At 57.3% G+C, this 22,896-nt stretch carries 23 protein-coding genes; 13 read left to right on the forward strand and 10 right to left on the reverse strand.

What is annotated here, in order from left to right:
* Nucleotides 1-1,593: a glycogen synthase GlgA gene (glgA, locus tag H8S56_RS00610; protein WP_187517551.1), complete on the reverse strand. Its 1,593-nt coding sequence runs from the start codon at nucleotides 1,591-1,593 to the stop codon at nucleotides 1-3.
* A gap of 594 nt (nucleotides 1,594-2,187) precedes the next feature.
* Between glgA and H8S56_RS00615 the strand changes: the two genes are divergently transcribed.
* Nucleotides 2,188-2,679 (forward strand): GNAT family N-acetyltransferase, encoded by a 492-nt coding sequence (locus H8S56_RS00615; RefSeq protein ID WP_187517552.1) that lies wholly within the window; start codon nucleotides 2,188-2,190, stop codon nucleotides 2,677-2,679.
* 215 nt (nucleotides 2,680-2,894) lie between these two features.
* Here the strand turns inward: H8S56_RS00615 and H8S56_RS24445 are convergent, their stop codons facing one another.
* Entirely contained in the window at nucleotides 2,895-3,068 is a 174-nt protein-coding gene (locus H8S56_RS24445; protein ID WP_032610534.1) for a DUF6026 family protein, read from the reverse strand.
* Between the two features lie 272 nt (nucleotides 3,069-3,340).
* Here H8S56_RS24445 and gnd point away from each other — a divergent pair, with 272 nt between their 5' ends.
* The 4 genes from gnd to H8S56_RS00635 all read left to right on the forward strand — a co-directional run bounded on the left by gnd (nucleotide 3,341) and on the right by H8S56_RS00635 (nucleotide 8,596).
* Nucleotides 3,341-4,357 (forward strand): phosphogluconate dehydrogenase (NAD(+)-dependent, decarboxylating), encoded by a 1,017-nt coding sequence (gene gnd / locus H8S56_RS00620; RefSeq protein ID WP_152534872.1) that lies wholly within the window; start codon nucleotides 3,341-3,343, stop codon nucleotides 4,355-4,357.
* On the forward strand, nucleotides 4,357-5,889 hold the full coding sequence (zwf, locus tag H8S56_RS00625) for a glucose-6-phosphate dehydrogenase (RefSeq protein ID WP_187517553.1): 1,533 nt from the start codon (nucleotides 4,357-4,359) through the stop codon (nucleotides 5,887-5,889). The genes gnd and zwf overlap by 1 nt, the downstream gene beginning before the upstream one ends.
* The gene (locus tag H8S56_RS00630; protein ID WP_024694999.1) at nucleotides 5,882-6,700 is read left to right on the forward strand and encodes a Cof-type HAD-IIB family hydrolase; all 819 of its coding nucleotides are present in this window, start codon (nucleotides 5,882-5,884) and stop codon (nucleotides 6,698-6,700) included. Before zwf ends, H8S56_RS00630 begins: the two co-directional genes overlap by 8 nt.
* Before the next feature lie 75 nt (nucleotides 6,701-6,775).
* Nucleotides 6,776-8,596 carry a glycoside hydrolase family 15 protein gene (locus tag H8S56_RS00635; RefSeq protein WP_187517554.1) on the forward strand — a complete coding sequence of 607 codons (1,821 nt, stop codon included), beginning with the start codon at nucleotides 6,776-6,778 and terminating at the stop codon, nucleotides 8,594-8,596.
* 10 nt (nucleotides 8,597-8,606) lie between these two features.
* Here the strand turns inward: H8S56_RS00635 and alkB are convergent, their stop codons facing one another.
* The 3 genes from alkB to H8S56_RS00650 are packed head-to-tail and all read right to left on the reverse strand — an operon-like array spanning nucleotide 8,607 to nucleotide 9,813.
* Nucleotides 8,607-9,284, reverse strand: a complete 678-nt coding sequence (gene alkB, locus H8S56_RS00640) for a DNA oxidative demethylase AlkB (protein WP_187517555.1) — start codon at nucleotides 9,282-9,284, stop codon at nucleotides 8,607-8,609.
* A gap of 26 nt (nucleotides 9,285-9,310) precedes the next feature.
* Entirely contained in the window at nucleotides 9,311-9,493 is a 183-nt protein-coding gene (locus H8S56_RS00645; RefSeq protein ID WP_024687942.1) for a hypothetical protein, read from the reverse strand.
* Nucleotides 9,494-9,507: 14 nt separating this feature from the next.
* Complete coding sequence (locus H8S56_RS00650; protein ID WP_024687941.1) at nucleotides 9,508-9,813, reverse strand: DUF1883 domain-containing protein; 306 nt, start codon at nucleotides 9,811-9,813, stop codon at nucleotides 9,508-9,510.
* A gap of 167 nt (nucleotides 9,814-9,980) precedes the next feature.
* Here H8S56_RS00650 and H8S56_RS00655 point away from each other — a divergent pair, with 167 nt between their 5' ends.
* The gene (locus H8S56_RS00655; protein WP_024695001.1) at nucleotides 9,981-10,331 is read left to right on the forward strand and encodes a hypothetical protein; all 351 of its coding nucleotides are present in this window, start codon (nucleotides 9,981-9,983) and stop codon (nucleotides 10,329-10,331) included.
* A gap of 51 nt (nucleotides 10,332-10,382) precedes the next feature.
* Here the strand turns inward: H8S56_RS00655 and H8S56_RS00660 are convergent, their stop codons facing one another.
* On the reverse strand, nucleotides 10,383-10,664 hold the full coding sequence (locus tag H8S56_RS00660) for a hypothetical protein (protein WP_024687939.1): 282 nt from the start codon (nucleotides 10,662-10,664) through the stop codon (nucleotides 10,383-10,385).
* Between the two features lie 282 nt (nucleotides 10,665-10,946).
* On the opposite strand from H8S56_RS00660, the gene galU reads away from it, so the two are divergent.
* From galU to H8S56_RS00675, 3 genes are all read left to right on the forward strand, one after another.
* On the forward strand, nucleotides 10,947-11,786 hold the full coding sequence (galU, locus tag H8S56_RS00665) for a UTP--glucose-1-phosphate uridylyltransferase GalU (RefSeq protein WP_024687938.1): 840 nt from the start codon (nucleotides 10,947-10,949) through the stop codon (nucleotides 11,784-11,786).
* A 110-nt stretch (nucleotides 11,787-11,896) separates the two neighbouring features.
* Entirely contained in the window at nucleotides 11,897-13,255 is a 1,359-nt protein-coding gene (gorA, locus tag H8S56_RS00670) for a glutathione-disulfide reductase (RefSeq protein ID WP_187517556.1), read from the forward strand.
* Nucleotides 13,256-13,347: 92 nt separating this feature from the next.
* The gene (locus H8S56_RS00675; RefSeq protein ID WP_187517983.1) at nucleotides 13,348-14,622 is read left to right on the forward strand and encodes a hybrid sensor histidine kinase/response regulator; all 1,275 of its coding nucleotides are present in this window, start codon (nucleotides 13,348-13,350) and stop codon (nucleotides 14,620-14,622) included.
* Between the two features lie 21 nt (nucleotides 14,623-14,643).
* Here the strand turns inward: H8S56_RS00675 and H8S56_RS00680 are convergent, their stop codons facing one another.
* Entirely contained in the window at nucleotides 14,644-15,651 is a 1,008-nt protein-coding gene (locus tag H8S56_RS00680; RefSeq protein WP_187517557.1) for a DNA-binding protein, read from the reverse strand.
* Between the two features lie 176 nt (nucleotides 15,652-15,827).
* Here H8S56_RS00680 and H8S56_RS00685 point away from each other — a divergent pair, with 176 nt between their 5' ends.
* The 3 genes from H8S56_RS00685 (at nucleotide 15,828) to ahpF (ending at nucleotide 19,146) form a co-directional block, all read left to right on the forward strand.
* Nucleotides 15,828-16,787: a site-specific integrase gene (locus H8S56_RS00685; protein WP_187517558.1), complete on the forward strand. Its 960-nt coding sequence runs from the start codon at nucleotides 15,828-15,830 to the stop codon at nucleotides 16,785-16,787.
* Nucleotides 16,788-16,888: 101 nt separating this feature from the next.
* Nucleotides 16,889-17,452 carry an alkyl hydroperoxide reductase subunit C gene (gene ahpC, locus H8S56_RS00690; RefSeq protein ID WP_024687933.1) on the forward strand — a complete coding sequence of 188 codons (564 nt, stop codon included), beginning with the start codon at nucleotides 16,889-16,891 and terminating at the stop codon, nucleotides 17,450-17,452.
* Nucleotides 17,453-17,583: 131 nt separating this feature from the next.
* Complete coding sequence (gene ahpF / locus H8S56_RS00695; RefSeq protein ID WP_187517559.1) at nucleotides 17,584-19,146, forward strand: alkyl hydroperoxide reductase subunit F; 1,563 nt, start codon at nucleotides 17,584-17,586, stop codon at nucleotides 19,144-19,146.
* A gap of 68 nt (nucleotides 19,147-19,214) precedes the next feature.
* Here the strand turns inward: ahpF and gloA are convergent, their stop codons facing one another.
* Nucleotides 19,215-19,736, reverse strand: a complete 522-nt coding sequence (gene gloA / locus H8S56_RS00700; RefSeq protein WP_187517560.1) for a lactoylglutathione lyase — start codon at nucleotides 19,734-19,736, stop codon at nucleotides 19,215-19,217.
* A gap of 152 nt (nucleotides 19,737-19,888) precedes the next feature.
* On the opposite strand from gloA, the gene H8S56_RS00705 reads away from it, so the two are divergent.
* Nucleotides 19,889-20,437: a DUF4946 domain-containing protein gene (locus tag H8S56_RS00705; RefSeq protein WP_024687930.1), complete on the forward strand. Its 549-nt coding sequence runs from the start codon at nucleotides 19,889-19,891 to the stop codon at nucleotides 20,435-20,437.
* 493 nt (nucleotides 20,438-20,930) lie between these two features.
* On the opposite strand, the gene H8S56_RS00710 is transcribed toward H8S56_RS00705, so the two are convergent.
* Both H8S56_RS00710 and H8S56_RS00715 read right to left on the reverse strand, forming a co-directional pair.
* Entirely contained in the window at nucleotides 20,931-21,293 is a 363-nt protein-coding gene (locus tag H8S56_RS00710) for a histone-like nucleoid-structuring protein, MvaT/MvaU family (protein WP_073162689.1), read from the reverse strand.
* 482 nt (nucleotides 21,294-21,775) lie between these two features.
* The gene (locus H8S56_RS00715) at nucleotides 21,776-22,876 is read right to left on the reverse strand and encodes a tetratricopeptide repeat protein (RefSeq protein WP_024687928.1); all 1,101 of its coding nucleotides are present in this window, start codon (nucleotides 22,874-22,876) and stop codon (nucleotides 21,776-21,778) included.
* Nucleotides 22,877-22,896: the final 20 nt, after the last annotated feature.

Raw genomic sequence — 22,896 nt, forward strand, 5'->3', positions numbered from 1 at the left:
TCAGTAGTGAATTGAAACACCCGCATTTTTCTTCAACAGGTCGCGGTAGAGCTCTGCGTAGGGCTCGACCGCTTGGTGCCAGTTGAAAGGGGCGGCCATTGCGCGGCAGCGCATGGCGTTTAACAGCTCGGGATGAGCGAATACCTGGAGAGCGCGGTTCAGCGCCTCGGTGTAACTTTCAACCGTTGATTCGTCGAACAGAAAACCCGTCACGCCATCTTCGATGGTGTCTGCCAGACCGCCTGTGTTGCGCGCCACGGGCAAGGAGCCGAAGCGCTGGGCGTACATCTGGCTAAGGCCGCATGGCTCATAGCGCGATGGCATCAGCAAAAAGTCGCTGCCTGCAAACATGCGGCGGGCATCAGTCTCATTGAAGCCAATGCGCACCCCGATGCGGCCGGGGAAGCGGTTCGCGAGGGCACGCATAGCGTCCTCCTCTTCCGGCTCCCCGCGTCCGATGATTGCGATCTGGCCGCCGTTGTTGACGATGTGCTCGGCAACGCCAATGGTCAGGTCCAGACCTTTCTGGTAGACGAGGCGGGAAACCACCGCGAACAGCGGACCTGTCGAGGCGTCGAGACCGAACAGTTCACGAACGTAGTCGGCGTTGATCTCTTTGCGTGTCCATTCGTTGGGTGCGAAATGGCAAATCAGGTGTTCATCGGTGGCAGCATCCCAACTGGCATCGATGCCATTGGGAATGCCGCTGAGCTGGCCCTTGTCAGCCTTGCTCTGCAGGAAACCTTCCAGCCCGCAACCAAATTCAGGGGTGGTGATTTCTCTGGCGTAGGTGGCGCTGACCGTAGTGATGTGGTTCGCGTACGCCATGCCAGCCTTGATGAAGGACAGCTTCCCGTAAAACTCCATCCCTTCGGCCTGCAGCGCTTCATCGGGGATGCCCAGTTCACGGCTCGAACCCGTGCTGACCGTGCCCTGATAGGCCAGGTTGTGAATGGTGAAAATGCTCGGCGTCGACTGTCCGCGCCACTTCATATAGGCAGGCGCCAAGCCAGCGGGCCAGTCATGGGCATGAACCAGCTCAGGGCACCATTGGGTCTTGACTGCGCCAGCGGCGAAATCGGCCGCGGCCAGGCCCAGGCGTGCAAAGCGGATATGGTTGTCGGACCAATCGCGGCCATGTCTGTCGGCGTAAGGCGTGCCTTCACGCTCGTAGAGTTCGGGGCAGATCAATACGTAAATCACCAGTCCGTCTTTCATGTCCATGCGACCGATCTTGCAGGCCGGAAGACCGGCGTAGCCGCCCAGATGACTGATGACGTGAATAGGGTTGCCGCTATTGATGACCTGTGGATAGCCGGGTATCAGCACTCGGACGTCGTGCAGGTGACGCATGGCTCGCGGTAAAGCAGCAGATACATCGCCCAAACCCCCGGTTTTCACCAGGTCAGCCAGCTCGGAGGTGACAAACAGAACCTTGCGTCTGTTGACCTGAGAAATCGTGGGCTGTGAAGTCGAAGTCGGAAGTTGCAGCAGTGGAACGCTCGTCGTAGCGAAAACCGGCAGATGAGTCAGCTCGCTGGCCGGCTGGTTAAAACTCTCTCCCTTCTGGGTTTTGACAGCGGCGCTAATCATCGTTTTCTCCTGTTCAAAACAGTGTTGGTGCATCACTTGATTTTTATTGGCCATTTCCTATGGCCGGTACCTTCACATGCACTACGCAAGAACAGTACCTACTTGAACTACGCACGGCGACATTGCAGCGTGATGAAGCAAGAGTCTGCAGTCAGCCAACAGCATAGGCGCTCAGTGCAGATGACCTACCCGATTTGGAGAAGTTTCGACTTTTTTAATGCAAATGTCTGGCATGCGGCTTCGCGCGCTTCCGACAGACAATTCCTAAAGAGTCGCATGCGCTTTTTTAGAGCAGAGTACTACGGTTTTCAGCGGCGATTTACCGGTCGTCGGATTGTTCGACAATTAACGGTATTGAGCCGTGCTTTGATCGCTGCGACCGTTTGTCACGATTTTTCGCCCGAATCTGTGCGTGCTGCCTTTTCCAGGTGCACGCAGTGGCCGATTCACGAGCATCACGCGAAATTTCCTACATCTGTACCGGAACATTTATGAGCGAGGCGAGATAGAATCGGCATCCTGTGACGCATCGGTGGAGCCTGATATTTCACTGAGCAGCGCGTTGTGAATATTTGAAAGTTGACGAGGATGGAAATGGACGCCCCAGAGGTGCTTGTACTTCAAGCGAGCTACACCAACCCGGTACATGCCGAAGCGATAGGATTCGTTCTGAACGAGTACGCAATGGACGTGATGGGAGGAGGCCGCCCATTGTCGAACGATACCCGCCAGCAATTGGCGCTCGAGCTTGCCAAGCGTCCTCATGCGTTCAGCGTTCTGGCGTTCATCGCTGGCGAACCGGTAGGCCTGGTCAATTGCTTCGAGGCGTTTTCGACCTTCGTATGTCGTCCGCTGGTCAATATCCACGACGTGGCGGTCATCGCCCAGCATCGGGGCAAGGGCATCAGCCAGAAGATGCTGGCCAAGGTCGAGGAAATCGCCCGTCAGCGCGGGTGCTGCAAATTGACGCTTGAGGTGCTGGAAGGCAACGATGTGGCGCAAAACGCCTACCGGAAACAGGGGTTTGACAACTACTGCCTTGATCCCGCCATGGGCCGTGCCATGTTTTGGCAGAAGACGTTGTAAGAGGGCGTGATGCTCTGTGGGAATCAATAAGACGACCAGGCATGTTGCGAGTTGTGTCTGGTTCGCCGCACTTATATGGCGCAAAATGCGTCGACCGCTGGATCGTCTGTCTGGTCAGGGTATTTGATTGGAGGGGGTTAAGCGTTGTAGCGGGGGAGGCAAGCCAGCAGATCGGGCTTGCCACGTGACAGTCAGAGCAGTTGACGAAGGGTTCGTCAGGCGTGTAGCGCTGAGCCAGGAGCGCTCAGTTGGGATTGCTGAAGCATGAGGCTCAGATGAGCGACTCGTTTTTGCAGCTGCTCACGTTCTTCCTTCAGCGCACGCAATTCGTCGCGGCGGATCGTGACATACAGGGTTTGTGGTGCAAGTGCTGGTAGTACAGTGCCCATTGCTCACCTCGCAAATGGCGGATTCAACCTCAGAAAGGCCCGTGGCAATGACTATCAATCCCTGAGTGGCCGCTGCTAACCTCTCTATCGGCTCAGATTCTGATTTCTTTTGCGTTAAATTGGAACTTTTTTATTTTTCATTGTCACGAACGTTTCCTGAACGCGAAAATGTACATCATTTGATGGCGACGCTGCCGTCATTGTCCCGCAGGGGAACTGACGTTCCGCCTCACTTGACTAACCAGCATGCTCACGGACTGTTGATGCGCTGGATGACAGGTGAGGCCCCTTTTTACGAGTTTAGGAGCAACTTCATGCAACTTGGGATTATTGGACTGGGCCGCATGGGCGGCAATATCGCACGGCGTTTGATGCTCAATGGTCACACCACAGTGGTGTACGACCGTGACGAAGCGTCACGCGGCGCCCTGGCCAATGAAGGCGCCACTGCAGTTGCTGATCTGGCCGAACTGGTCAAAGCGCTGGATGCGCCCCGTGCCGTCTGGGTCATGCTGCCTGCCGGTGCGCCGACCGAAGACACGATTCAGATGCTGAGTCAGTTGCTCGAACCTGACGATGTGATCATTGATGGCGGCAACACCTTCTACAAGGATGATATTCGTCGCGCGCAAGAACTCACCGACAAGAGCCTGCACTATGTGGATGTCGGGACTTCTGGCGGCGTCTGGGGCCTGGAGCGTGGTTATTGCATGATGATCGGGGGTGAGAAGGCGATCGTTGAGCGTCTTGATCCACTGTTCGCCACCCTGGCACCCGGCATCGGCGAAATTCCACGTACCCGGGACCGCAAGTCTGACGACGACCGCGCTGAACACGGCTACATTCACGCAGGCCCGGCAGGCTCCGGTCATTTCGTGAAGATGATCCACAATGGCATCGAGTACGGGATGATGCAGGCCTTTGCAGAGGGCTTCGATCTGCTCAAGCAGAAGAACTCCGAGCACCTGCCGCCCGAGCAGCGCTTTGACCTGAATACTGCTGATATTGCTGAAGTGTGGCGTCGTGGGAGCGTCGTCTCGTCCTGGCTGCTGGACTTGACTGCCGACGCGCTGGCGAGCGATCCACAGCTGGACGCTTTCTCCGGCTCGGTAGCCGACAGTGGCGAGGGCCGCTGGACCATTGAGGCTGCCATTGAGCAGGCCGTTCCGGTTCCTGTGTTGTCCAGCGCATTGTTCGCGCGCTTCCGCTCACGTCAGACCAGCTCTTACGCTGACAAAATGCTGTCTGCCATGCGCTTCGGTTTCGGTGGTCACAAGGAACCCAAGTAATGGGCCTGTCACGCGGCACATCCGAGCAAAAGCCTGAAGTTGCGCCACCCACCACGCTGTTCCTGTTCGGCGCGCATGGTGATCTGGTCAAGCGCCTGCTGATGCCAGCGCTCTGCAATCTGGCGCGTGACGGTCTGGTGGATCAGGGATTGCACATCGTCGGCGTCGATCACAACGCGATCAGCGACGCCGATTTTGCCAGGAAGCTCGAGAATTTCATTCGTGACGAAGCGGCCGCAAAGGTTGCCGAGTCAGGCAAGGATCCTCTAGATCCTGGGTTGTGGGGCAAGCTGGCTGAACGGATCAGCTATGTGCAAGGCGACTTTCTCGATGATTCCACCTATCGCGACATCGAGAACAAGATCAAAAGCACGGGTTCTGCCAATGCGGTGTTCTACCTCGCCACGGCGCCACGATTCTTCAGCGAGGTAGCGACCCGGCTGGGATTCTCCGGTTTGTTGAAGGAAACCGAGGGTGCGTTCCGGCGTGTGGTGATCGAGAAACCGTTCGGTTCCGATCTGGCCAGCGCCGTCGAGCTGAACACCTGCCTGCTCAAGGTCATGAGTGAAAAGCAGATCTATCGCATTGACCATTATCTGGGCAAGGAAACGGTGCAGAACATTCTGGTCAGCCGCTTCTCCAATGGTCTGTTCGAGTCGTTCTGGAACAATCACTACATCGATCACGTGCAGATCACCGCTGCTGAAACGGTCGGTGTCGAAACCCGGGGCAGTTTTTACGAGAACACCGGGGCGCTTCGCGACATGGTGCCCAACCACTTGTTCCAGTTGCTGGCGATGGTTGCGATGGAGCCACCAGCGGCTTTTGGTGCAGACGCGGTTCGTGGCGAAAAAGCCAAAGTGGTAGGCGCTATTCGTCCATGGAGCGAGGAGGAGGCGCTGGCCAATTCGGTGCGCGGCCAGTATTCGGCGGGTGAAACAGGCAATCGCAAGGTCGCCGGTTATCGCCAGGAAGATCGCGTGGCCGAGGACAGCACCACCGAAACCTACGTGGCCCTCAAAGTCATGGTCGACAATTGGCGCTGGGTGGGTGTGCCGTTCTACCTGCGTACTGGCAAGCGCATGAGTGCGCGCAGCACCGAGATCGCCATCTGTTTCAAGCCTGCACCTTATGCGCAATTTCGCGACACTGAAGTTGACCGCCTGAAGCCCAATTACCTGAGAATCCAGATCCAGCCTAACGAAGGCATGTGGTTCGACCTGTTCGCCAAACGTCCCGGGCCGACGCTGGATATGGAAGACATCGAACTGGGCTTTGCCTACAAGGATTTCTTCGAGATGCAGCCGTCGACGGGTTACGAAACCTTGATCTATGACTGCCTGACCGGCGATCAAACGCTGTTCCAGCGTGCTGACAACATCGAAAACGGTTGGCGTGCCGTGCAGCCGTTTCTGGATGCGTGGGCCAAACAACCCGAAGTCACGCTGTATGAAGCCGGCAAGGACGGCCCGGCGGTTGCAGATGAATTGTTGGCCCGTGATGGTCGTGAATGGCGAGAACTCAATGTCTGAACTGTCTGCTTCCTCTGTGCGCTTCCTGCTTTCCGATATCGATGGGACACTGCTTCGTCCCGATCACAGCCTGAGTCAGGCCAACATTGATGCCGTTCATGGCCTGCAGAAAGCCGGTGTGCATTTCACGCTGGCAAGCAGCCGTCCCCCGCGGGCGATGCGTCAGGTGATTGAGGCGCTGAGTGTCGAATTACCAACGGTGTCTTTCAATGGCGGCACGATTACCCATCACGATGGGCGCGTGCTGGCAGCGCATCGTATCGATCCGGCTGCAGTGCGCACCTGTCTCGATCTGTTCGCCACGCAAAAGGTTGCCGTATGGGTGTTTGCCGACGATGAATGGCTGCTGCTCGACCCGCAGGGCGACTACGTGGACCATGAACGTCATGCGCTAGGCTATGAGCCGGTGCTGGTCGACAGCTTTGAGCCGTACCTGGATCGGGTCGACAAGATCGTGGCGGCGAGCAAGGATTTCGAGCTGCTGAAAGCGCTTGAAAGTCGTCTGGCGCCCACGCTTGAGGGGCGCGCACTGGCGGCTCGCTCACAGCTGTATTACCTGGACGTGACTGCACTTGAGGCCAACAAGGGCTCGGCGCTTGTCGCGCTCGCCAAGTACCTGAACGTCGATCTCGCCGAGACGGCGGCAATTGGCGACGGCGGTAATGACGTGGCGATGTTCCACAAGGCAGGCCTGTCGATTGCCATGGGGCAGGGCGAAGCCAGCGTACGCAGCCAGGCCGATCACGTCACGGGTAGCAATGTCGAGGATGGCGTCGCCACTGCGATCAATCGCTACATCCTGCCTCGTTGACGCCGGCGGCGCCTTGAAGAGGGTCGACGCCGGGCTTCAACTGCGCAACTGGCATTTCGATAGAGAGCATTGGGAATGGCCGCATTGATTGAAGATTACGCGTTGCTGGGTAACTGCCAGACCGCTGCGCTCGTCGCGCGGGATGGTTCGCTGGACTGGTTGTGTTTTCCCCGCTTCGATTCGCCCTCATGCTTTTCGGCCTTGCTCGGTGACAGTAACAATGGCCGCTGGAAAATTGCGCCAGCGGCCGACATCGTATCCATCGAAAGGTGTTACCGCGACGGCACGCTGATTCTTGAAACCGTCTTCGAAACCCGTACCGGGCGTGCCATGCTGGTCGATTTCATGCCCATGGGTACTGCCGGGCATGTTGTGCGAATGGTGGTCGGGCTGGTCGGCGATGTTGCTTTCGAGATGGACCTGGCTATTCGGTTTGACTACGGCAGCAGCGTGCCTTGGGTCGAGAAGAAAGACCCGCATACGCTGACTGCCGTTGCCGGCCCGGAGATGCTCGTCCTGCGCAGTCCGGTGCCGTTGCTTGCGCAGGATCATCACACCGCCAGTCGTTTTCAGGTGCGCGAGGGCGAGCGTAAGGTATTCACCCTGGCCTGGCAGGCATCCTCTGAGCCGATGCAACCGGACATTGATGCGCAGCAGGCGCTTGAAGAATCCGAGCGCTACTGGCGTGAGTTTTCCGGGCGCTGCCCTGATGTCGGTCCCTGGACGGCCCAGGTCAAACGCTCACTGATTACCCTCAAGGCCATGACCTATGCTCCCACCGGTGGCATTGTCGCGGCGGTCACGACCTCGCTCCCCGAACAGCTGGGAGGTGAGCGCAATTGGGATTACCGTTACTGTTGGTTGCGCGACGCGACCATGACCCTGCTGGCGTTCATGAATCTTGGGTACTTCGAGGAAGCCACGGCGTGGCGTGACTGGCTGCTGCGTTCCGTTGCCGGCAATCCGGAACAGATCCAGATCATGTACGGCGTGGGCGGCGAGCGTCGTCTTTCAGAGTTCGAACTGCCGTGGCTCAATGGCTACGAAGACTCCCGGCCGGTGCGCGTCGGGAATGGCGCTGCGACTCAGGTGCAACTGGATGTTTACGGCGAAGTGGCCGATGCGATGATTCAGGCGCTGAAGGGTGGCATGCCCAGGCATCCGCGCAGTCTGGCGATCTCCAGGGTGGTCATGCCGTTTCTGGAGAAGGTGTGGCACCTTCCTGATGCCGGCATTTGGGAGATTCGCTCGCAGCCTCGCCACTTTACGCACTCCAAGGTCATGGCCTGGGTCTCCTTTGACCGCAACGCCATGCAGATTGCCCAGGCGGCTGAAACGGACGAAGACCGCGCACTGGCGCAGCATTACCGCGAAGTCGCTGATGAAATCCATGCGGACGTCTGTCGCAATGGTTTCGATCCTCGGCTCAACAGTTTTGTGCAGACCTATGGTTCGGAAGAAGTGGACGCCAGTCTGCTGCAAATCGTCCTGACCGGCTTTCTGCCGCCTGAAGACCCGCGCGTCATCGGTACGGTCGCCCAGATCGAGCGCACGCTCATGCGCGACGGTTTGCTGTTGCGTTACAACGCAGAGCGAAGCGTTGATGGCGTTTCAGGAAGTGAGGGTACGTTTCTGGTTTGCTCTTTCTGGCTGGCCGATGCCTACGTGCTGTTAGGGCGGGCGGAGGAGGCCGCTGCACTGTTCGCCAGGCTTTGCGATCTGTGCAACGACGTCGGGTTGCTGGCCGAGCAGTACGACCCGCGTGAGGGGCGGATGCTGGGGAATTTTCCTCAGGCGTTCAGCCACATCGGGATCATCAATACCGCGCTGAATTTGCATCGGGTTGTGTGTCCGGCTGCTGTCCGTAGCTCGGGTAATATCGATGGCTGCCCGTGACTCGCGAGTATCAGCCTGCCTTGCGAAACGTAAGGTTGATGCGCTGCGGGCCCATGACCGGATGTTCGGCGGGCTTGAGTGGCAGGATCCCGTGAAAGCGCAGGCGGTCCTCGCCTCCCCAGACGACTACATCGCCGTGAAACAGTGAGATACGTGCGGGTTTGTCACTGCGCAGCAAGCCGCCGAACTGAAAGGTCGCGGGTATCCCGAGCGATACGGATACCACTGGCCAGCGATGATCCTGTTCGTCCTTGTCCTGATGCAGGGACATTTTCGCGCCGGCAACGTAGCGGTTTATCAGGCAGGCATCCGGTTCGAAATCTGCAAAGCCTGCGATCGCCGACGCTGTCTGTGCCAATTCGATAAAGACATCGGGCATTTCCGGCCAGGGTTGTCCGGTTCTCGGGTCCCTGTCGCCGTAGCGATAACCCTGTTGATCGGTAATCCAGCCCAGCTGGCCGCAACTGCTCAGGGCCGCTGACATGATGTGGCCGCCCGGCGTGGTCATGCGCCTGAACGGTGCCTTGGACAGGGTGTCGCGCAGGGCAGGTATCAATCGATCCATAAAAGGCAAGGCCAGACCTCTCAGCAACCAGGAATGCGGCCCAATCTGCTCATGAGCCGCTGGCTGGGGTGCTTCGTCGGCAAACAGATCGAAGATAGCGTTTGTATCGCCCTTGCGTTGCATTATCGAATCCAACACCTGCTAGTGTCTTAGAGAGCCTTACTGACCTTGACGTCGCTGATCTGATCGTCGCTTTGGCCGTGCATTTTTTCCAGTGCTGCGCGGGCCTCTTCTATCGATGCCGATTGCAGCTGTGCGAATTCAAAGCGGCGTTCGCCATTGAGCTTGTAGCTGACGGCGTATTTGGTGGTCCTGGCGGGGGAAGTGCTCATGTTGACTCCTTGTATCAGCGCAGACGAGAGGTCGAGCGGCGGACGATTTTGATCGAATGCGTGAACGGCAGTTTACGCCCGCCGTTGGTGTCGGTCTTGCGGGCCGCGGTGTCGATTGTGATGTTCCAGAAGCCGGTGCTCGGTGCGGCAATCTTGGCGGGGAAGGTGTCGAACGCGCCGCCGTGGTAAGTGTGCCGGCCGCCATTTTTGAAGCTGCGAAAGTTCGCATCGTTCATCAGCCGAATATTGCAGATCTGCGAGCACTCAATGACGACCAGATCGTCTTCGTTGAGATGCTCACGCTGGTGTACGAATTTCATGGGGCACTCCGGAAAATGGCTTTTTCTGAAAAATCAAAACGATAGCATGCGGCGCCCGTCATTTGCCGCCGACCGTTCGTTAATTGCAGTCTTTTGCATAAAAAATGACGTGTTCGGGATCTAATCGGGCCGCAGCTTGTCGTAGCACCTTTATTTGGAGGGATTGTATGAAACTGGCTGTGGTAATCCTGGCTCTGGCGATGACTGGTTGCGCAACCGTCAACGACATCGAACATACGCCTGCCACCATGAATGTGATCTCGGGCAAGAATCCGCAAGAGTACGCTGACTGTTTCATCGAGAAAATCAGCAGCAGCCGTGCTCAACCTTCAGTAGAGCGCCGCCATGATGGGCTGCGTCTGATAGTGGCGCAGAAATTGAGCAAGTCGCCGACCGCGGTGCTGGATATTGAAAGCCGTTCCGGAGGCAGCTCAATCAAGGTTTATGAGCGCCTGGCCAACGTGCCGATTCGCTTTCGCGACGTTCAGCACGCTGCGGAAGCCTGCATTTCGGGGTGATCGAATCCCCGATATTTCAGCGGCCCTGCGCATGAACGGCAGGGCCTGGGCTTACTTGCAGACGACCAGAACGCTGCGGCTCTTGTAGTTGCCGACGTCGACGCCCAGGGTTTTTTCGCTCTCGGCGGGTTGCGGAGTGCCGTCGGTACCGACGATGTCGTAGCCGGTCCCCGCGCACGATGCGTCAGCCTTTTCATAGCAGGCAGCCCAGGACATCGCTTCGCCCGAGCAGTCGATACTCAGGCCTTGTTTGCCGTTCTTCAGGTAGGTGTTGGAGGCGGTGGCACAGCCAGCGAGGCCCAGCACAGCAATAATGCACAAAAGTCTGATCATGTCGTTCGCTTCAAGAGGGGCAAATGGGTTACGGATGCAGCAGGTTGGACTGATGACGCGTGCCATCGTTCCGCCATGTTTGAAGGATAAATGCCGTGGACGTTTGCGTACGAGGTATGTAAAAACAGGGCTGGGTGTTCGCAATATACTCGTTTGTGCGGAACTATCTGTTCGTCTATACCTCTACCATGACATCCTGTGGCCCGTGGCGGGGCATTGTAAGGTGCCCGCCGCCTGATTAGACTGCGCCGTTAACACCAACAGCCCTTATCAAGGACTTTTATGATCAAGAAATGCTTGTTCCCAGCAGCCGGTTACGGCACTCGCTTTTTGCCAGCGACCAAGGCCATGCCCAAGGAAATGCTGCCGGTGGTCAACAAGCCACTGATCCAATACGGTGTTGAAGAAGCCCTCGCGGCTGGCCTGAGCCAGATTTCCATTGTGACTGGCCGCGGTAAGCGCGCGCTGGAAGACCACTTCGATATCAGCTACGAGCTCGAGCACCAGATCAAGGGCACCGACAAGGAAAAATACCTGGTCGGCATTCGCAAGCTGATTGATGAGTGCAGCTTCTCCTACACCCGTCAGACTGAAATGAAAGGCTTGGGGCATGCGATCCTCAGCGGTCGTCCTTTGATTGGTAACGAGGCGTTTGCTGTGGTACTGGCGGATGACCTGTGTGTCAACCTGGAAGGCGATGGCGTGTTGGCTCAGATGGTCAAGCTGCATAACCATTACGGCTGCTCAATCATCGCGATTCAGGAAGTCGACCCTAACGAAACCAACAAATATGGCGTTATCGCGGGTGACGAGATCAAGCCAGGCCTGTTCCGTGTTACCGACATGGTCGAGAAGCCAAAGCCTGAAGACGCGCCTTCCAATATGGCTATTATTGGTCGCTACATCCTGACTCCGGACATTTTCGAAAAGATCGAGCAAACCGAGCCGGGCAAGGGTGGCGAGATTCAGATCACTGACGCACTGATGAAGCAGGCTGCCGAAGGCAACGTACTGGCTTACAAATTCAAAGGTCAGCGTTTCGACTGCGGTGGCGCCGAAGGCTACATCGAAGCAACCAACTTCTGCTTCGAGCACTTCTACAAGACAGGCAAGGCTTACTGATTCATCTTCATTGCCCGTCCGAGTATCAAGTCAAGGCCACCTCCGGGTGGCTTTGTCATTTCTGACTGACCGCCAAGCGGTTATGCTGTGCCTCTGCTAGGGAGACATTGATGGCTTACGATTTCGATCTGTTTGTAATTGGCGCGGGTTCCGGTGGCGTACGTGCAGCCCGTTTTGCCGCCAGGTTCGGCGCAAAGGTTGCGGTTGCCGAAAGCCGTTATCTGGGTGGCACCTGTGTCAACGTCGGGTGTGTGCCCAAGAAACTGATGGTGTACAGCGCGCATTTTTCCGAAGACTTTGAGCACGCCAAGGGCTTTGGCTGGTCGGTGGGTAAGCCCGGTTTCGACTGGTCGACGCTCATTGCCAACAAGGATCGCGAGATCAATCGCCTTAACGGTATCTATCGCAAATTGCTGGTCGACAGCGGCGTCACGCTGCTTGAAGGGCACGCGAAGATCGTGGGCGCGCAGAAGGTTGAAATCAACGGTCATACCTACAGTGCCGAGCGTATTCTGATCGCGACTGGCGGCTGGCCGCAGATTCCTGACGTGCCTGGGCGTGAGCATGCGATTTCGTCGAACGAAGCGTTCTTTCTCAAAGAGCTGCCCAAGCGCATCGTTGTAGTGGGTGGCGGTTACATTGCCGTCGAGTTCGCCTCCATCTTTAACGGCCTGGGCGCTGACACGACGCTGGTTTACCGGGGCGAGCTGTTCCTGCGCGGATTTGACGGCAGTGTGCGCAAGCATCTGCATGAAGAATTGCTCAAGCGTCACATGGGCATCCGCTTCAACAGCGATATCTCGCGTATCGACAAGCAGTCCGATGGCAGCCTGCTGTTGACGATGAAAGGCGGAGAGGCACTGGAAACCGATTGTGTGTTTTACGCGACCGGTCGCCGCCCGATGCTCGACAACCTCGGGCTTGAGAGCGTTGACGTCAAGCTCGATAAACACGGCTATATTGAAGTCGACAAACACTACCAGAGCAGCGAGCCCTCTATTCTGGCGATTGGCGATGTCATTGGTGGCGTGCAGCTGACTCCGGTGGCGCTGGCTGAAGGCATGGCGCTGGCTCGACGTCTGTTCAAGCCTGAGCAATATCGTCCAGTGGACTACAACCATATTCCAACGGCTGTTTTCAGTTTGCCGAACATTGGTACGGTCGGTCTCACTGAGGAGGCGGCCATCGAGGCTGGGCATGAGGTGCAGATCTTCGAAAGCCGTTTCCGGCCGATGAAGCTGACGCTGACGGATGATCAGGAGCGCACCCTGATGAAGCTGGTTGTCGATGCGAAGACTGATCGCGTTCTTGGCTGCCATATGGTGGGGCCGGACGCTGGTGAAATCGTGCAGAGCCTGGCAATCGCCATCAAGGCCGGTGCTACCAAGCAGGTGTTCGACGACACCATCGGTGTGCACCCGACAGCGGCTGAAGAGTTCGTCACCATGCGCACACCGGTTCAGCGATAACAGGCCAGGCCCGGGACTCAGGATGTGTCCCGGGGTATATAAGGTTGAAGAGGACGGACCCGACAGTGGACAAGGAAAGACCAAAGGTCGCCATGCCTTTGTATATGGCCGGGCAGGGATACGCTGCAACGCAGCAGATCGACAGGCTTCGCGAAAGCGAACGCCAGTTCAGAACGCTGGCTGACAACATGAGCCAGCTGGCATGGACGGCCAATCCCCAGGGCCGGGTCCAGTGGTACAACGAGCGCTGGTATGCCTATACCGGCGCTTCACTGGAGTCCATGCGAGCGCTGGGTTGGCGCTCGGTTCTCGACCCCGAGCATTGGGAGCGGGTTGCTGCGCGGCTGCAGTATTGTTTTGCGACGGGTTCGATCTGGGAAGACACTTTTCCGATCAAGTCCAGCGATGGAGCCTTCAACTGGTTTCTGTCTCGCGCCTTGCCAATGCGCGACGAACAGGGCCATATCACCCATTGGTTGGGCACTCACACCGACATTACTGCTCAGGTCCGCGCCGAGGAAGCCTTGCGCGAACTCAATGAAAGTCTTGAGTTGCGCGTCGCCGAACGGACTCATGAACTGGCAGCGGCCAATGAGTTGCTGCAGGTGCAGATCAATGAGCGGGCGCAGGCTGAAGAGGTGTTGCGCCATGCGCAGAAGATGGATGCTGTGGGTCAGTTGACGGGCGGCATCGCTCACGACTTCAACAATATGCTGACTGGCGTGCTCGGAGCGCTGGATCTGATTCAGCGCAGGGCTGTCGAAGGGCGCCTCGACGATGTCGAGCGTTATGTGGGCGCGGCCATCGCGTCCGCTAATCGTGCTGGCGCACTCACTCAGCGATTACTGACCTTTGCCAGGCGTCAGGCGCTCAATACCTGCGCCGTCGACGTCAATGATATGGTTCGCTCGATGCGGGAGCTGCTGCAAGGTACGGTGTCTGCACAGACCTCTCTGCACATTGAGTTGGCTGAGGCGTTGAGTCAGGTCTGGACGGACGAGCATCAATTGGAGAACGCCTTGTTGAATCTGGTTATCAATGCGCGCGATGCCATGCCGGACGGCGGGCGACTGCGGGTGTTGACCCGGTCTGTGACCATCGCTGCGCCGCGCAACACGCTGACGCCGGGAGACTACGTCATGCTCAGTGTCGAGGATGAGGGCTGTGGTATCAGTCAAAGTGTGATTGATCAGGTTTTCGATCCGTTCTTCACCACCAAGCCTGTCGGGCAGGGGACGGGGTTGGGGCTGTCGATGGTCTACGGCTTCATCAAGCAGACGGGTGGGCATGTGCAGATAGAGAGCGTCGAGGGGCATGGTACTCGGGTCGATTTGTACCTGCCCTGCAAGGTTGATCGGCTCAGCTGACCGGCCAGGGTTAGTTGTGCGTCAAGGCGTGGCTGGCTTCTTGCGGGCTGACCTGGCTTTTGGCGTGGGCTCTGTGGGCGGCTTCAGTGCCTCCAGTACGGCCTCTTTCTTGATCAGCAACAGTTCCAGCATGCGGTTTTGCTGTTGGGCATCTTTCAGGTTCTGCTTGAGATCGACGTGATCGTCGTGCAGGTTTCGCAGTTTTTCTTCCAGCAGGGCGCACTGCGTCTGAACGTGCTGATGCTCTTTGGCTGACGCTGCAGCCTGGGCGCTGACTTTTTCGGTCAGGTCCTTTTGACTGTTCAGTTCGCGTTGCGTGTTGCGAGCCTCGGCCAGCAGTCGTTCGTTGTCGCGGTTTAATTGAGTGATGCCTTCCTGGCGGATGCTCAGGCTTTGCTGCGCCTGGCGCAATTCCATCTGCAGTTGCTGTACCTGGCCTTCGTGGCGCTGCTGTTCATGTTCGCGTTGTTCGCGGATCGAGTTGCGATAGTGCTCAAGCGCGTCACGTGAGTGCTGGTGTTTTTCTTCAAGAGAGTGGATCTGCGCCTGCTTGTCCAGCAGGCGCGACTCCAAGTCTGAGTTGGCCTGCGTCAGTCGAGTGTTTTCGTTGCGTGAGGCTTGCAGTGCTTCCTGCAGATTCAGCAGGGCGGTGGCTTGTTGTTCCAGCGTCTGATCCTTCTGCTGGATGTGCTCGTTCAGGCCGTCCATTTTTTGCTGCGCCGTCGATAGAGCTTCCTGAATGGCTTTGCATTTTGTGTCGTGATCCAGGCATAGCTGGTCGATGCGTTCCTGCGCCTGTTCTTGCAGGCGCTGCGCAAGATTGGCTACCAGGCCGGTCAGCTCTTCGTTGATGTCTGGCGTGGGTGCATGGGTAATCTCAAGTTCCTTGAGGTAACGGTGGATAGTGGTCTTGGACCCTGTATTGCCCATTTCGATACGTACTGCATCAATGCTGGGGTTTTCCCCGCGAGCCAGCAGGGCGGCCCTTGCCTTGAGCACCAATGCCTTGTTAACGCCACCCCGTGCCATGTTTGCTCCTACGATTTCGTACTGTGGTATGTACCCTGTAATTACATACTATATTGATCAGTTAATTTCGTCATTATTTGAATTTTATCGCATGGGATATTGGCGTATTATCCCGTGTCAGGTGCGTCTATCGCATTTTTGGGCCTCCATTCGGTACATCCACGCAGGTTTTGCACATGAATGACGTCGATCGCTACCTTGAGGCGGCGACCCGCGACAACACGCGCCGCAGCTACCGGGCGGCCGTCGAGCATTTCGAAGTGACGTGGGGCGGGTTTCTGCCCGCTACCAGCGAAAGCGTGGCGCGCTACCTGGCGTTCTACGCGGGACAGTTGTCGGTCAATACCCTGAAATCGCGCTTGTCAGGGTTGGCTCAATGGCATTCGAGCCAGGGTTTCGCCGACCCGACCCGCGCACCAATGGTGCGTAAGGTGCTTAAAGGTATTCGCGCCCTGCACCCCGCGCAGGAGAAACAGGCAGAGCCGCTGCAACTGCTCGATCTGGAGCGCGTGGTTGCCAGTCTTGACGCCGGAGCGCTGCAAGCGCAGGCGCGTCACGATCAGCCTGGTGTCTTGCGTTGCCGTCGTGATGCGGCGCTTATCTTGCTCGGTTTCTGGCGTGGATTTCGCAGCGACGAGTTGTGTCGCCTGCAGGTTCAGGATGTCAAGGCCATCGCCGGCGCGGGGATCAGCCTTTATCTGCCGCGCAGCAAAAGTGATCGGGACAACGCGGGCAGGACTTATCAAACCCCTGCGCTGCAAAGGCTGTGTCCGGTTCAGGCCTATATCGACTGGGTCAACTGCGCGGCATTGGTGCGCGGGCCCGTGTTTCGGGGAGTGGACCGCTGGGGCAATCTGAGCGAGGAGGGGCTGCACGCCAACAGTGTCATACCCCTGTTGCGTCACGCGCTCGCCCGCGCAGGTATTGCCGCCCAACCCTACACCAGTCACTCGCTGCGTCGTGGTTTCGCCAGTTGGGCGCACCATAACGGATGGGATCTCAAGTCCTTGATGGCGTACGTGGGCTGGAGGGACATGAAGTCCGCGATGCGTTACATTGACGCCGCGCCGTTTCAGAGCGCTTTCGAAGGCGGAAACGTTATGAAGGTTTCTTCTATTGATAAGCCGCTTCCATAGCGAAAAGCAATCAGTGACATGAGGTTTGCCAATGAGCCTTTGTCATCGATCCTGCGTAAGCTTCACTTCATCGAATTCACAACCCATCAGGAGATATACCGATGCCTATCATCAACAGCCAGGTAAAACCGTTCAAGGCAACTGCTTACAAGAACGGCTCTTTCGTTGACGTTTCGGATGCTGACTTCAAAGGCAAATGGTCTGTCGTATTCTTCTACCCGGCCGACTTCACCTTCGTTTGCCCGACCGAACTGGAAGACCTGGCTGACAACTACGCTGAATTCCAGAAGCTGGGCGTTGAAATCTACAGCGTTTCGACTGACACCCACTTCGCCCACGCTGCATGGCACAACACTTCGCCTGCAATCGGCAAAATCCAGTACACCATGATCGGCGACCCGACTCTGACCATCTCGCGCAACTTCGACGTGCTGATCGAAGAAGCCGGTCTGGCTGACCGCGGTACGTTCGTGATCAACCCTGAAGGTCAGATCAAAATCGTTGAACTGAACGATGGCGGCGTAGGCCGTGACGCTTCCGAGCTGCTGCGCAAGATCAAGGCTGCTCAGTACGTTGCTGCTCACCCGGGCGAAGTCTGCCCTGCCAAGTGGAAAGAAGGCGAGGCCACTCTGGCGCCGTCTCTGGACCTGGTCGGCAAGATCTGAGTCGTATGAATCGGCTAGGGGCGTTGAGCTCTTGAGCAAGTAAACCGCATCGCCCCAAAAAACGCCCGGGCGGTCATCGCCTGGGCGTTGTTATTTCTACCCTCTGAAAATTTGTCGAAGGAAGCTGCCACATGTTGGACGCCAATCTTAAAGCCCAGTTGAAATCTTACCTGGAGCGGGTCACTCGCCCCATCGAGATCGTCGCGTCCCTTGATGACGGCGCGAAGTCTCAGGAAATGCTTGCACTGCTCAATGACGTGATCAGTGTTTCCAAAGACGTCACCTTGAATGACAGCGGATCGGATGCACGTACGCCATCGTTCTCGCTGAACAGCCCTGGCCACGATATCAGCCTGCGTTTCGCCGGTATCCCCATGGGGCACGAATTCACCTCGCTGGTCCTGGCGTTGCTGCAAGTTGGCGGCTACCCACCCAAGGTCAGCGCGGAAACCATCGAGCAGGTTCGCAATCTTCAAGGCGACTTCAAGTTCGAAACCTATTTTTCGCAGTCCTGCCAGAACTGCCCGGACGTTGTCCAGGCACTGAACCTGATGGCAGTACTGAACCCGAACATCCAGCACATCGCCATCGACGGCGCGCTGTTCCAGGACGAAGTGACTGATCGCAAGATCATGTCGGTGCCCAGCATCTACCTGAACGGTGAGCTGTTCGGCCAGGGCCGTATGGGTCTGGAAGAAATTCTGGCGAAGATCGACACCGGTGCCGGTGCGCGTCAGGCCGACAAGCTCAATGCCAAAGAGGCATTCGACGTTCTGGTGGTGGGCGGCGGACCTGCTGGTTCGGCAGCTGCTGTTTATGCCGCACGTAAAGGCATTCGTACCGGCGTTGCAGCCGAACGCTTTGGCGGTCAGGTGCTCGACACTATGGCCATCGAGAACTTCATCTCCGTACAGCACACCGAAGGTCCGAAGCTTGCGGTAGCGCTTGAAGAACACGTCAAGCAATACGAAGTCGACATCATGAACCTGCAACGCGCCGACAAGCTGATTCCTGGCGCTGCCGGTGAACTGCACGAAGTCAAGTTCGCCAGCGGCGCAAGCCTGAAAGCCAAGACGCTGATTCTGGCGACCGGTGCGCGCTGGAGAGAGATGGGCGTTCCCGGCGAGCAGCAATACCGCAACAAGGGCGTGGCTTACTGCCCGCACTGCGACGGCCCGCTGTTCAAAGGCAAGCGCGTTGCAGTGATCGGCGGCGGTAACTCGGGTGTTGAAGCGGCTATCGACCTGGCGGGCATTGTGTCTCACGTGACGCTGTTGGAGTTCGACGTTCAATTGCGTGCCGACGCGGTATTGCAGCGCAAGTTGAACAGCCTGCCTAACGTGACGGTCATCACCAGTGCGCAAACCACTGAAGTGACCGGTGACGAGCAGAAGGTCAACGGCCTGCGCTACAAGAATCGCGTGAGCGGTGAAGAAATCAATGTGCCGCTTGAAGGTATCTTCGTGCAGATCGGCCTGCTGCCCAACAGCGAATGGCTCAAAGGCTCCATCGAGCTGTCGCCACGCGGCGAGATCGTGGTCGATGCGCGCGGTGAAACCTCGATACCGGGCATTTTCGCGGCCGGTGACGTGACTGTGGCGCCGTACAAGCAGATCATTATCGCGCTGGGCGAGGGCGCCAAGGCCTCGTTGAGCGCCTTCGATCACTTGATCCGCACGTCCGCGCCAGCCTGACAGGTAGCCACCAAACCAAAAGCCCCCGGAGACTCACGTCGCCGGGGGCTTTTTTGTTCGTCGCGAGTTTACAGCGGCGTTGGCTGGATGATCTCGACCCAGTAGCCATCCGGGTCCTTGATGAACGCCAGGCTGTTCATGCGGCCGTCAGAGAGGCGTTTCTGAAACTTCACATCCAGTTTCTCGAAGCGTTCGCACGCGGCGACGACATCCGGTACCGACACGCAGATGTGACCAAAGCCACGCGGGTCGCTGTTGCCATCGTGATAAACGGCTGACGGGTCGTTCTCGGTGCCGTGGTTGTGGGTCAGTTCCAGAATGCCCGGAATCGACTTCATCCACTCGCTGCGGGCCTTGTCGTCAGTCGGAATCAGTTTTTTGTCCGTCAGCGCCAGAAAATACAGGCTGAACTCGGCTTCCGGGAAATCGCGCTTTTCAACCAGGCTGAACCCCAGAACGCGAGTGTAGAAGTCCAGAGAGGCTGTGATGTCCTTGACGCGCAGCATGGTGTGATTGAACACGAACTGCTGGGTAGCGGCTTCAGGTTCTGCTGTCACGCCAGGGAAGGAATTGAGGTCTTGCAGGCTCATGAATTGTCTCCAGCCAGTGTGTGAATAGTGCCAAATGATACGGAGTGGGGGAGCGTGTGCCAAACCTGTGTGTCGATAAAAGCAGGGGCCCTCTTGCTAGCGGCTAACGACAGGCTCAGAATTTCCGGCTCACCGCACTGATGGCCATGATCATGATTCTTTCGCACTGCCGACCTTCGCTCCTCAGCTTGTGCCTGCTGGCGGCTGCTACTGGCGCTCATGCCGATGCGGTGATCCTGTGGCCAGCCGGTTGGGAAGTGGAGTCGTTACCCGCTGCGACTGATGCTCCCGCTCAACCCTCCGTGCAGGTCAGACAGCGAGCGGTCAAAAACGATCAACTGGGTAATCCGCTGATGGTCATGGAGTTGACCCAGACGCGGCTTGCACCCGGTCACGAGGTCAATGTGCAGGGCGTCTTGCTGGAAATGCGCAAATCGATTCAGGTCAATTTCGCCCGAAGCGGGTTTCAGAGTGTCTGCACGCATGTACGTAGTGGGCAGCTCAGTGTCGTTCCTGCGCTGGAGACCACCTGCACCGTCACCCAGAACGGCGTGCATGTCATGACTCAAACGCTTGTGGCGGCTGCCAATAAGAACACGGCCTGGTCATTGTCCTATGCGGGATCGGCGCAGGGGTATGCGGACAACAAGGCGGAGGCGCTGCACATTCGCGAGGGGCTTCAGCTTGGCGGAGGAGAGTGAGGGGCTTTTCTGCGGGCAAAAAGAAGCCCGCCGAGGCGGGCATGGGGCGCTATTCCTTTAGCGGTCTTCATCATGGAAGACCGCATGTGAAAAAAGTGTGAACCTCTTTGCGTCCTTTTATCGAGTCTCGCCCCAGGCTCCCGTCCGTGCGGCCCTGAGAGCGGATATCTTCGCGTTGAGTAATTATTCTAAGTAGTTAAACCTGAAGAGGCGCTGAACATAAACTTGAATTTTTCAAGTTGTAACTGTGAGCTGAATCGCATGCCTGAACGAAAATTTATTGGCGTCATTATTTTTTCGGTGTAAATAATCTGACACGTCCTGTATGTACCGTGCAGTTCAGTTCAGCAGGAAGATGCAGGCTTGGGAGAGTAGCGTCATAGTGCACGCCTTGACGGTGATAGTCCTCGCACCGTTTGGCGACTAGTAATCGATCGCCCGGCAGGCAATAAAAAGCCCTGCGGGTGCAGGGCTTCAAGTGACATAGTTGTGATCAGGCACGCAGCCATGAATCAACAGTGTCCGCACCGTATTGCTCTTTCCAGGCTTTAAGACCGCGGTGATTGCCGCCCTTGGTTTCAATCAGTTCACCGGTGTGCGGGTTCTGATAAACCTTGACGATACGTGCACGGCGGCGCTTGGGGCCAGCCGGTGCAACCAGCGATGTAGAGCTGGCAGGGTCGAGGATCGCGATGATGTCGCGCAGGCTCTTGCCATAGCTACCCATGAGGTCCTGGAGCTTTTGCTCGAATTCAATCTCCTTCTTCAGCCCGGCGTCATTCTTCAAGGCTTCCAGCTGTGCCAGCTGCTCTTGAAGGGCTTTTTCTGCTGCTCGAAACTCGGCAAGTCTGGACAAATAACACACTCCGACAATGTCATGGCTGTTGCCAGCCCAATAAAACGATAAGACAAAACTGTTTGGCTGATCGGTTCGTTTGATACCTGCCCGTTACCCACGTGTTCAATGCTAAAAACTAAGCCGTCCGGTCTGGCCGGGTCGTAGATAAGGGGTAGTTAAACTCGATCGCCCGTAAATGATGCACCTTTTTTTCGCGTTAGAAAACAGTCTTCTTGAAATTGCTTAAATCGCCGGCCGTTGTTCAGTTGAGTGTTGCAGACACAGGCAGTGTTATCGAGCGCCGCGCCGTGTAAGTTATTTCTGATAATAGACGCCGCATTCCGATGCGCAACGTTGCGTTGAATGCCGTGAAAAAAGAAACGTCCTACAGATAAATACGGCGGCGTACGTGAAGTGTATGAAGGGACTCAAAGCGCCGGGGCGAAAGGGCTTCAGCGATGCAGGGAATGGCCTTTTGCCCTGACGTTTTTGTGCCTCGCTCAGAGTCCTTGCTGCAGTGCGGGGTCGTCGGGGTTCTGCTGTTCAAGCTCGGCAAGAAGGACCTGGACGTTCTGCAATTGCCCGTTTTCTTTCCAGTACTGGATCAACAATACACGTGCCTTGCGATTGGCCGGATCGCTCTGAACAATTTGTGCCAATTGTTTCTGCGCAGCCTCCAGCTGGTCCAGGTCGTGCAGCGCAGCTGCCAGGTCATAGCGGTAGTCGCTGTTTTCAGGGCTCAGCTCCGACGCTTTGGCCAGGCTCAGCAGGGCGTATTCGGCCTGGTCATGGTGCAGTAACCACATTCCCAGCGCGTGCTGCAGCATAGAGGAGTCGGGGTGTCGCTCCAGCAGCCTGGCAAAAAGACTGCGCGCCTGTTCGGCCTGACCTTTTTTATCCAGCAGTTCTATATGGGCCAGGGCGGCTTCGATGTTATCTGGATCCAGGTCAGTGGCGCGTTGCAAAGCGGTTACAGCAGGCTCCAGATCACCTGTCTGCAAATAGAGTCTGGCAAGTTCCAACTGGTTCTGCGCAGTGGGTGGCTGGCTTTTGAGGGCCTCCTGGAAAGCTTCTGCACTTTGTTGCAGGACGGCGAAGTACAGTCCCAGGTCGTCGGGTGACAAACCCAGCAAGGCGCGGGTGGCCGCGAACCGGACGGATTGTTCTCGATCTTCCAGCAATGGACCGAGCAACAGACTGCGCTGGCTGCTGGATACCAGCCTGACACTGGCTGCAATGGCTGCCTCGCGCACGGGGGCGGAGTCGTGCCCCAGTGCGGCATCCAGTAACTTCAGCGCCTGTGGGCTGGGGTAGTTGCTCAGTTCGGTCAGCAAGGTTATGCGGTGCGCGTCAGACAGATCCTTACGCGCCAGCTGCTGATACAGCACTCGGGCCGCACCGGGCTTGCCATTGTGAGCCTGGTCCAGCGCCTGTGCGTAGGTATGACTCAGACTGGCGGGAGCGGCGGGTGCTGGCACGCTGCGCCACCACCAGAAGCTGATCGACAGCGTCAACACGACTAGGGCAATCGCAATGCCGGTCAACCAGCGACGACGGGTAGCGGATTGAGGCGAGGAGCCCTTTGAAGGCAGACTGGGCATACCGATATCCAATGCTTGAC

The sequence above is a fragment of the Pseudomonas triticifolii genome (genome assembly GCF_014358015.1).
Taxonomy (GTDB): Bacteria; Pseudomonadota; Gammaproteobacteria; order Pseudomonadales; family Pseudomonadaceae; genus Aquipseudomonas; species Aquipseudomonas triticifolii.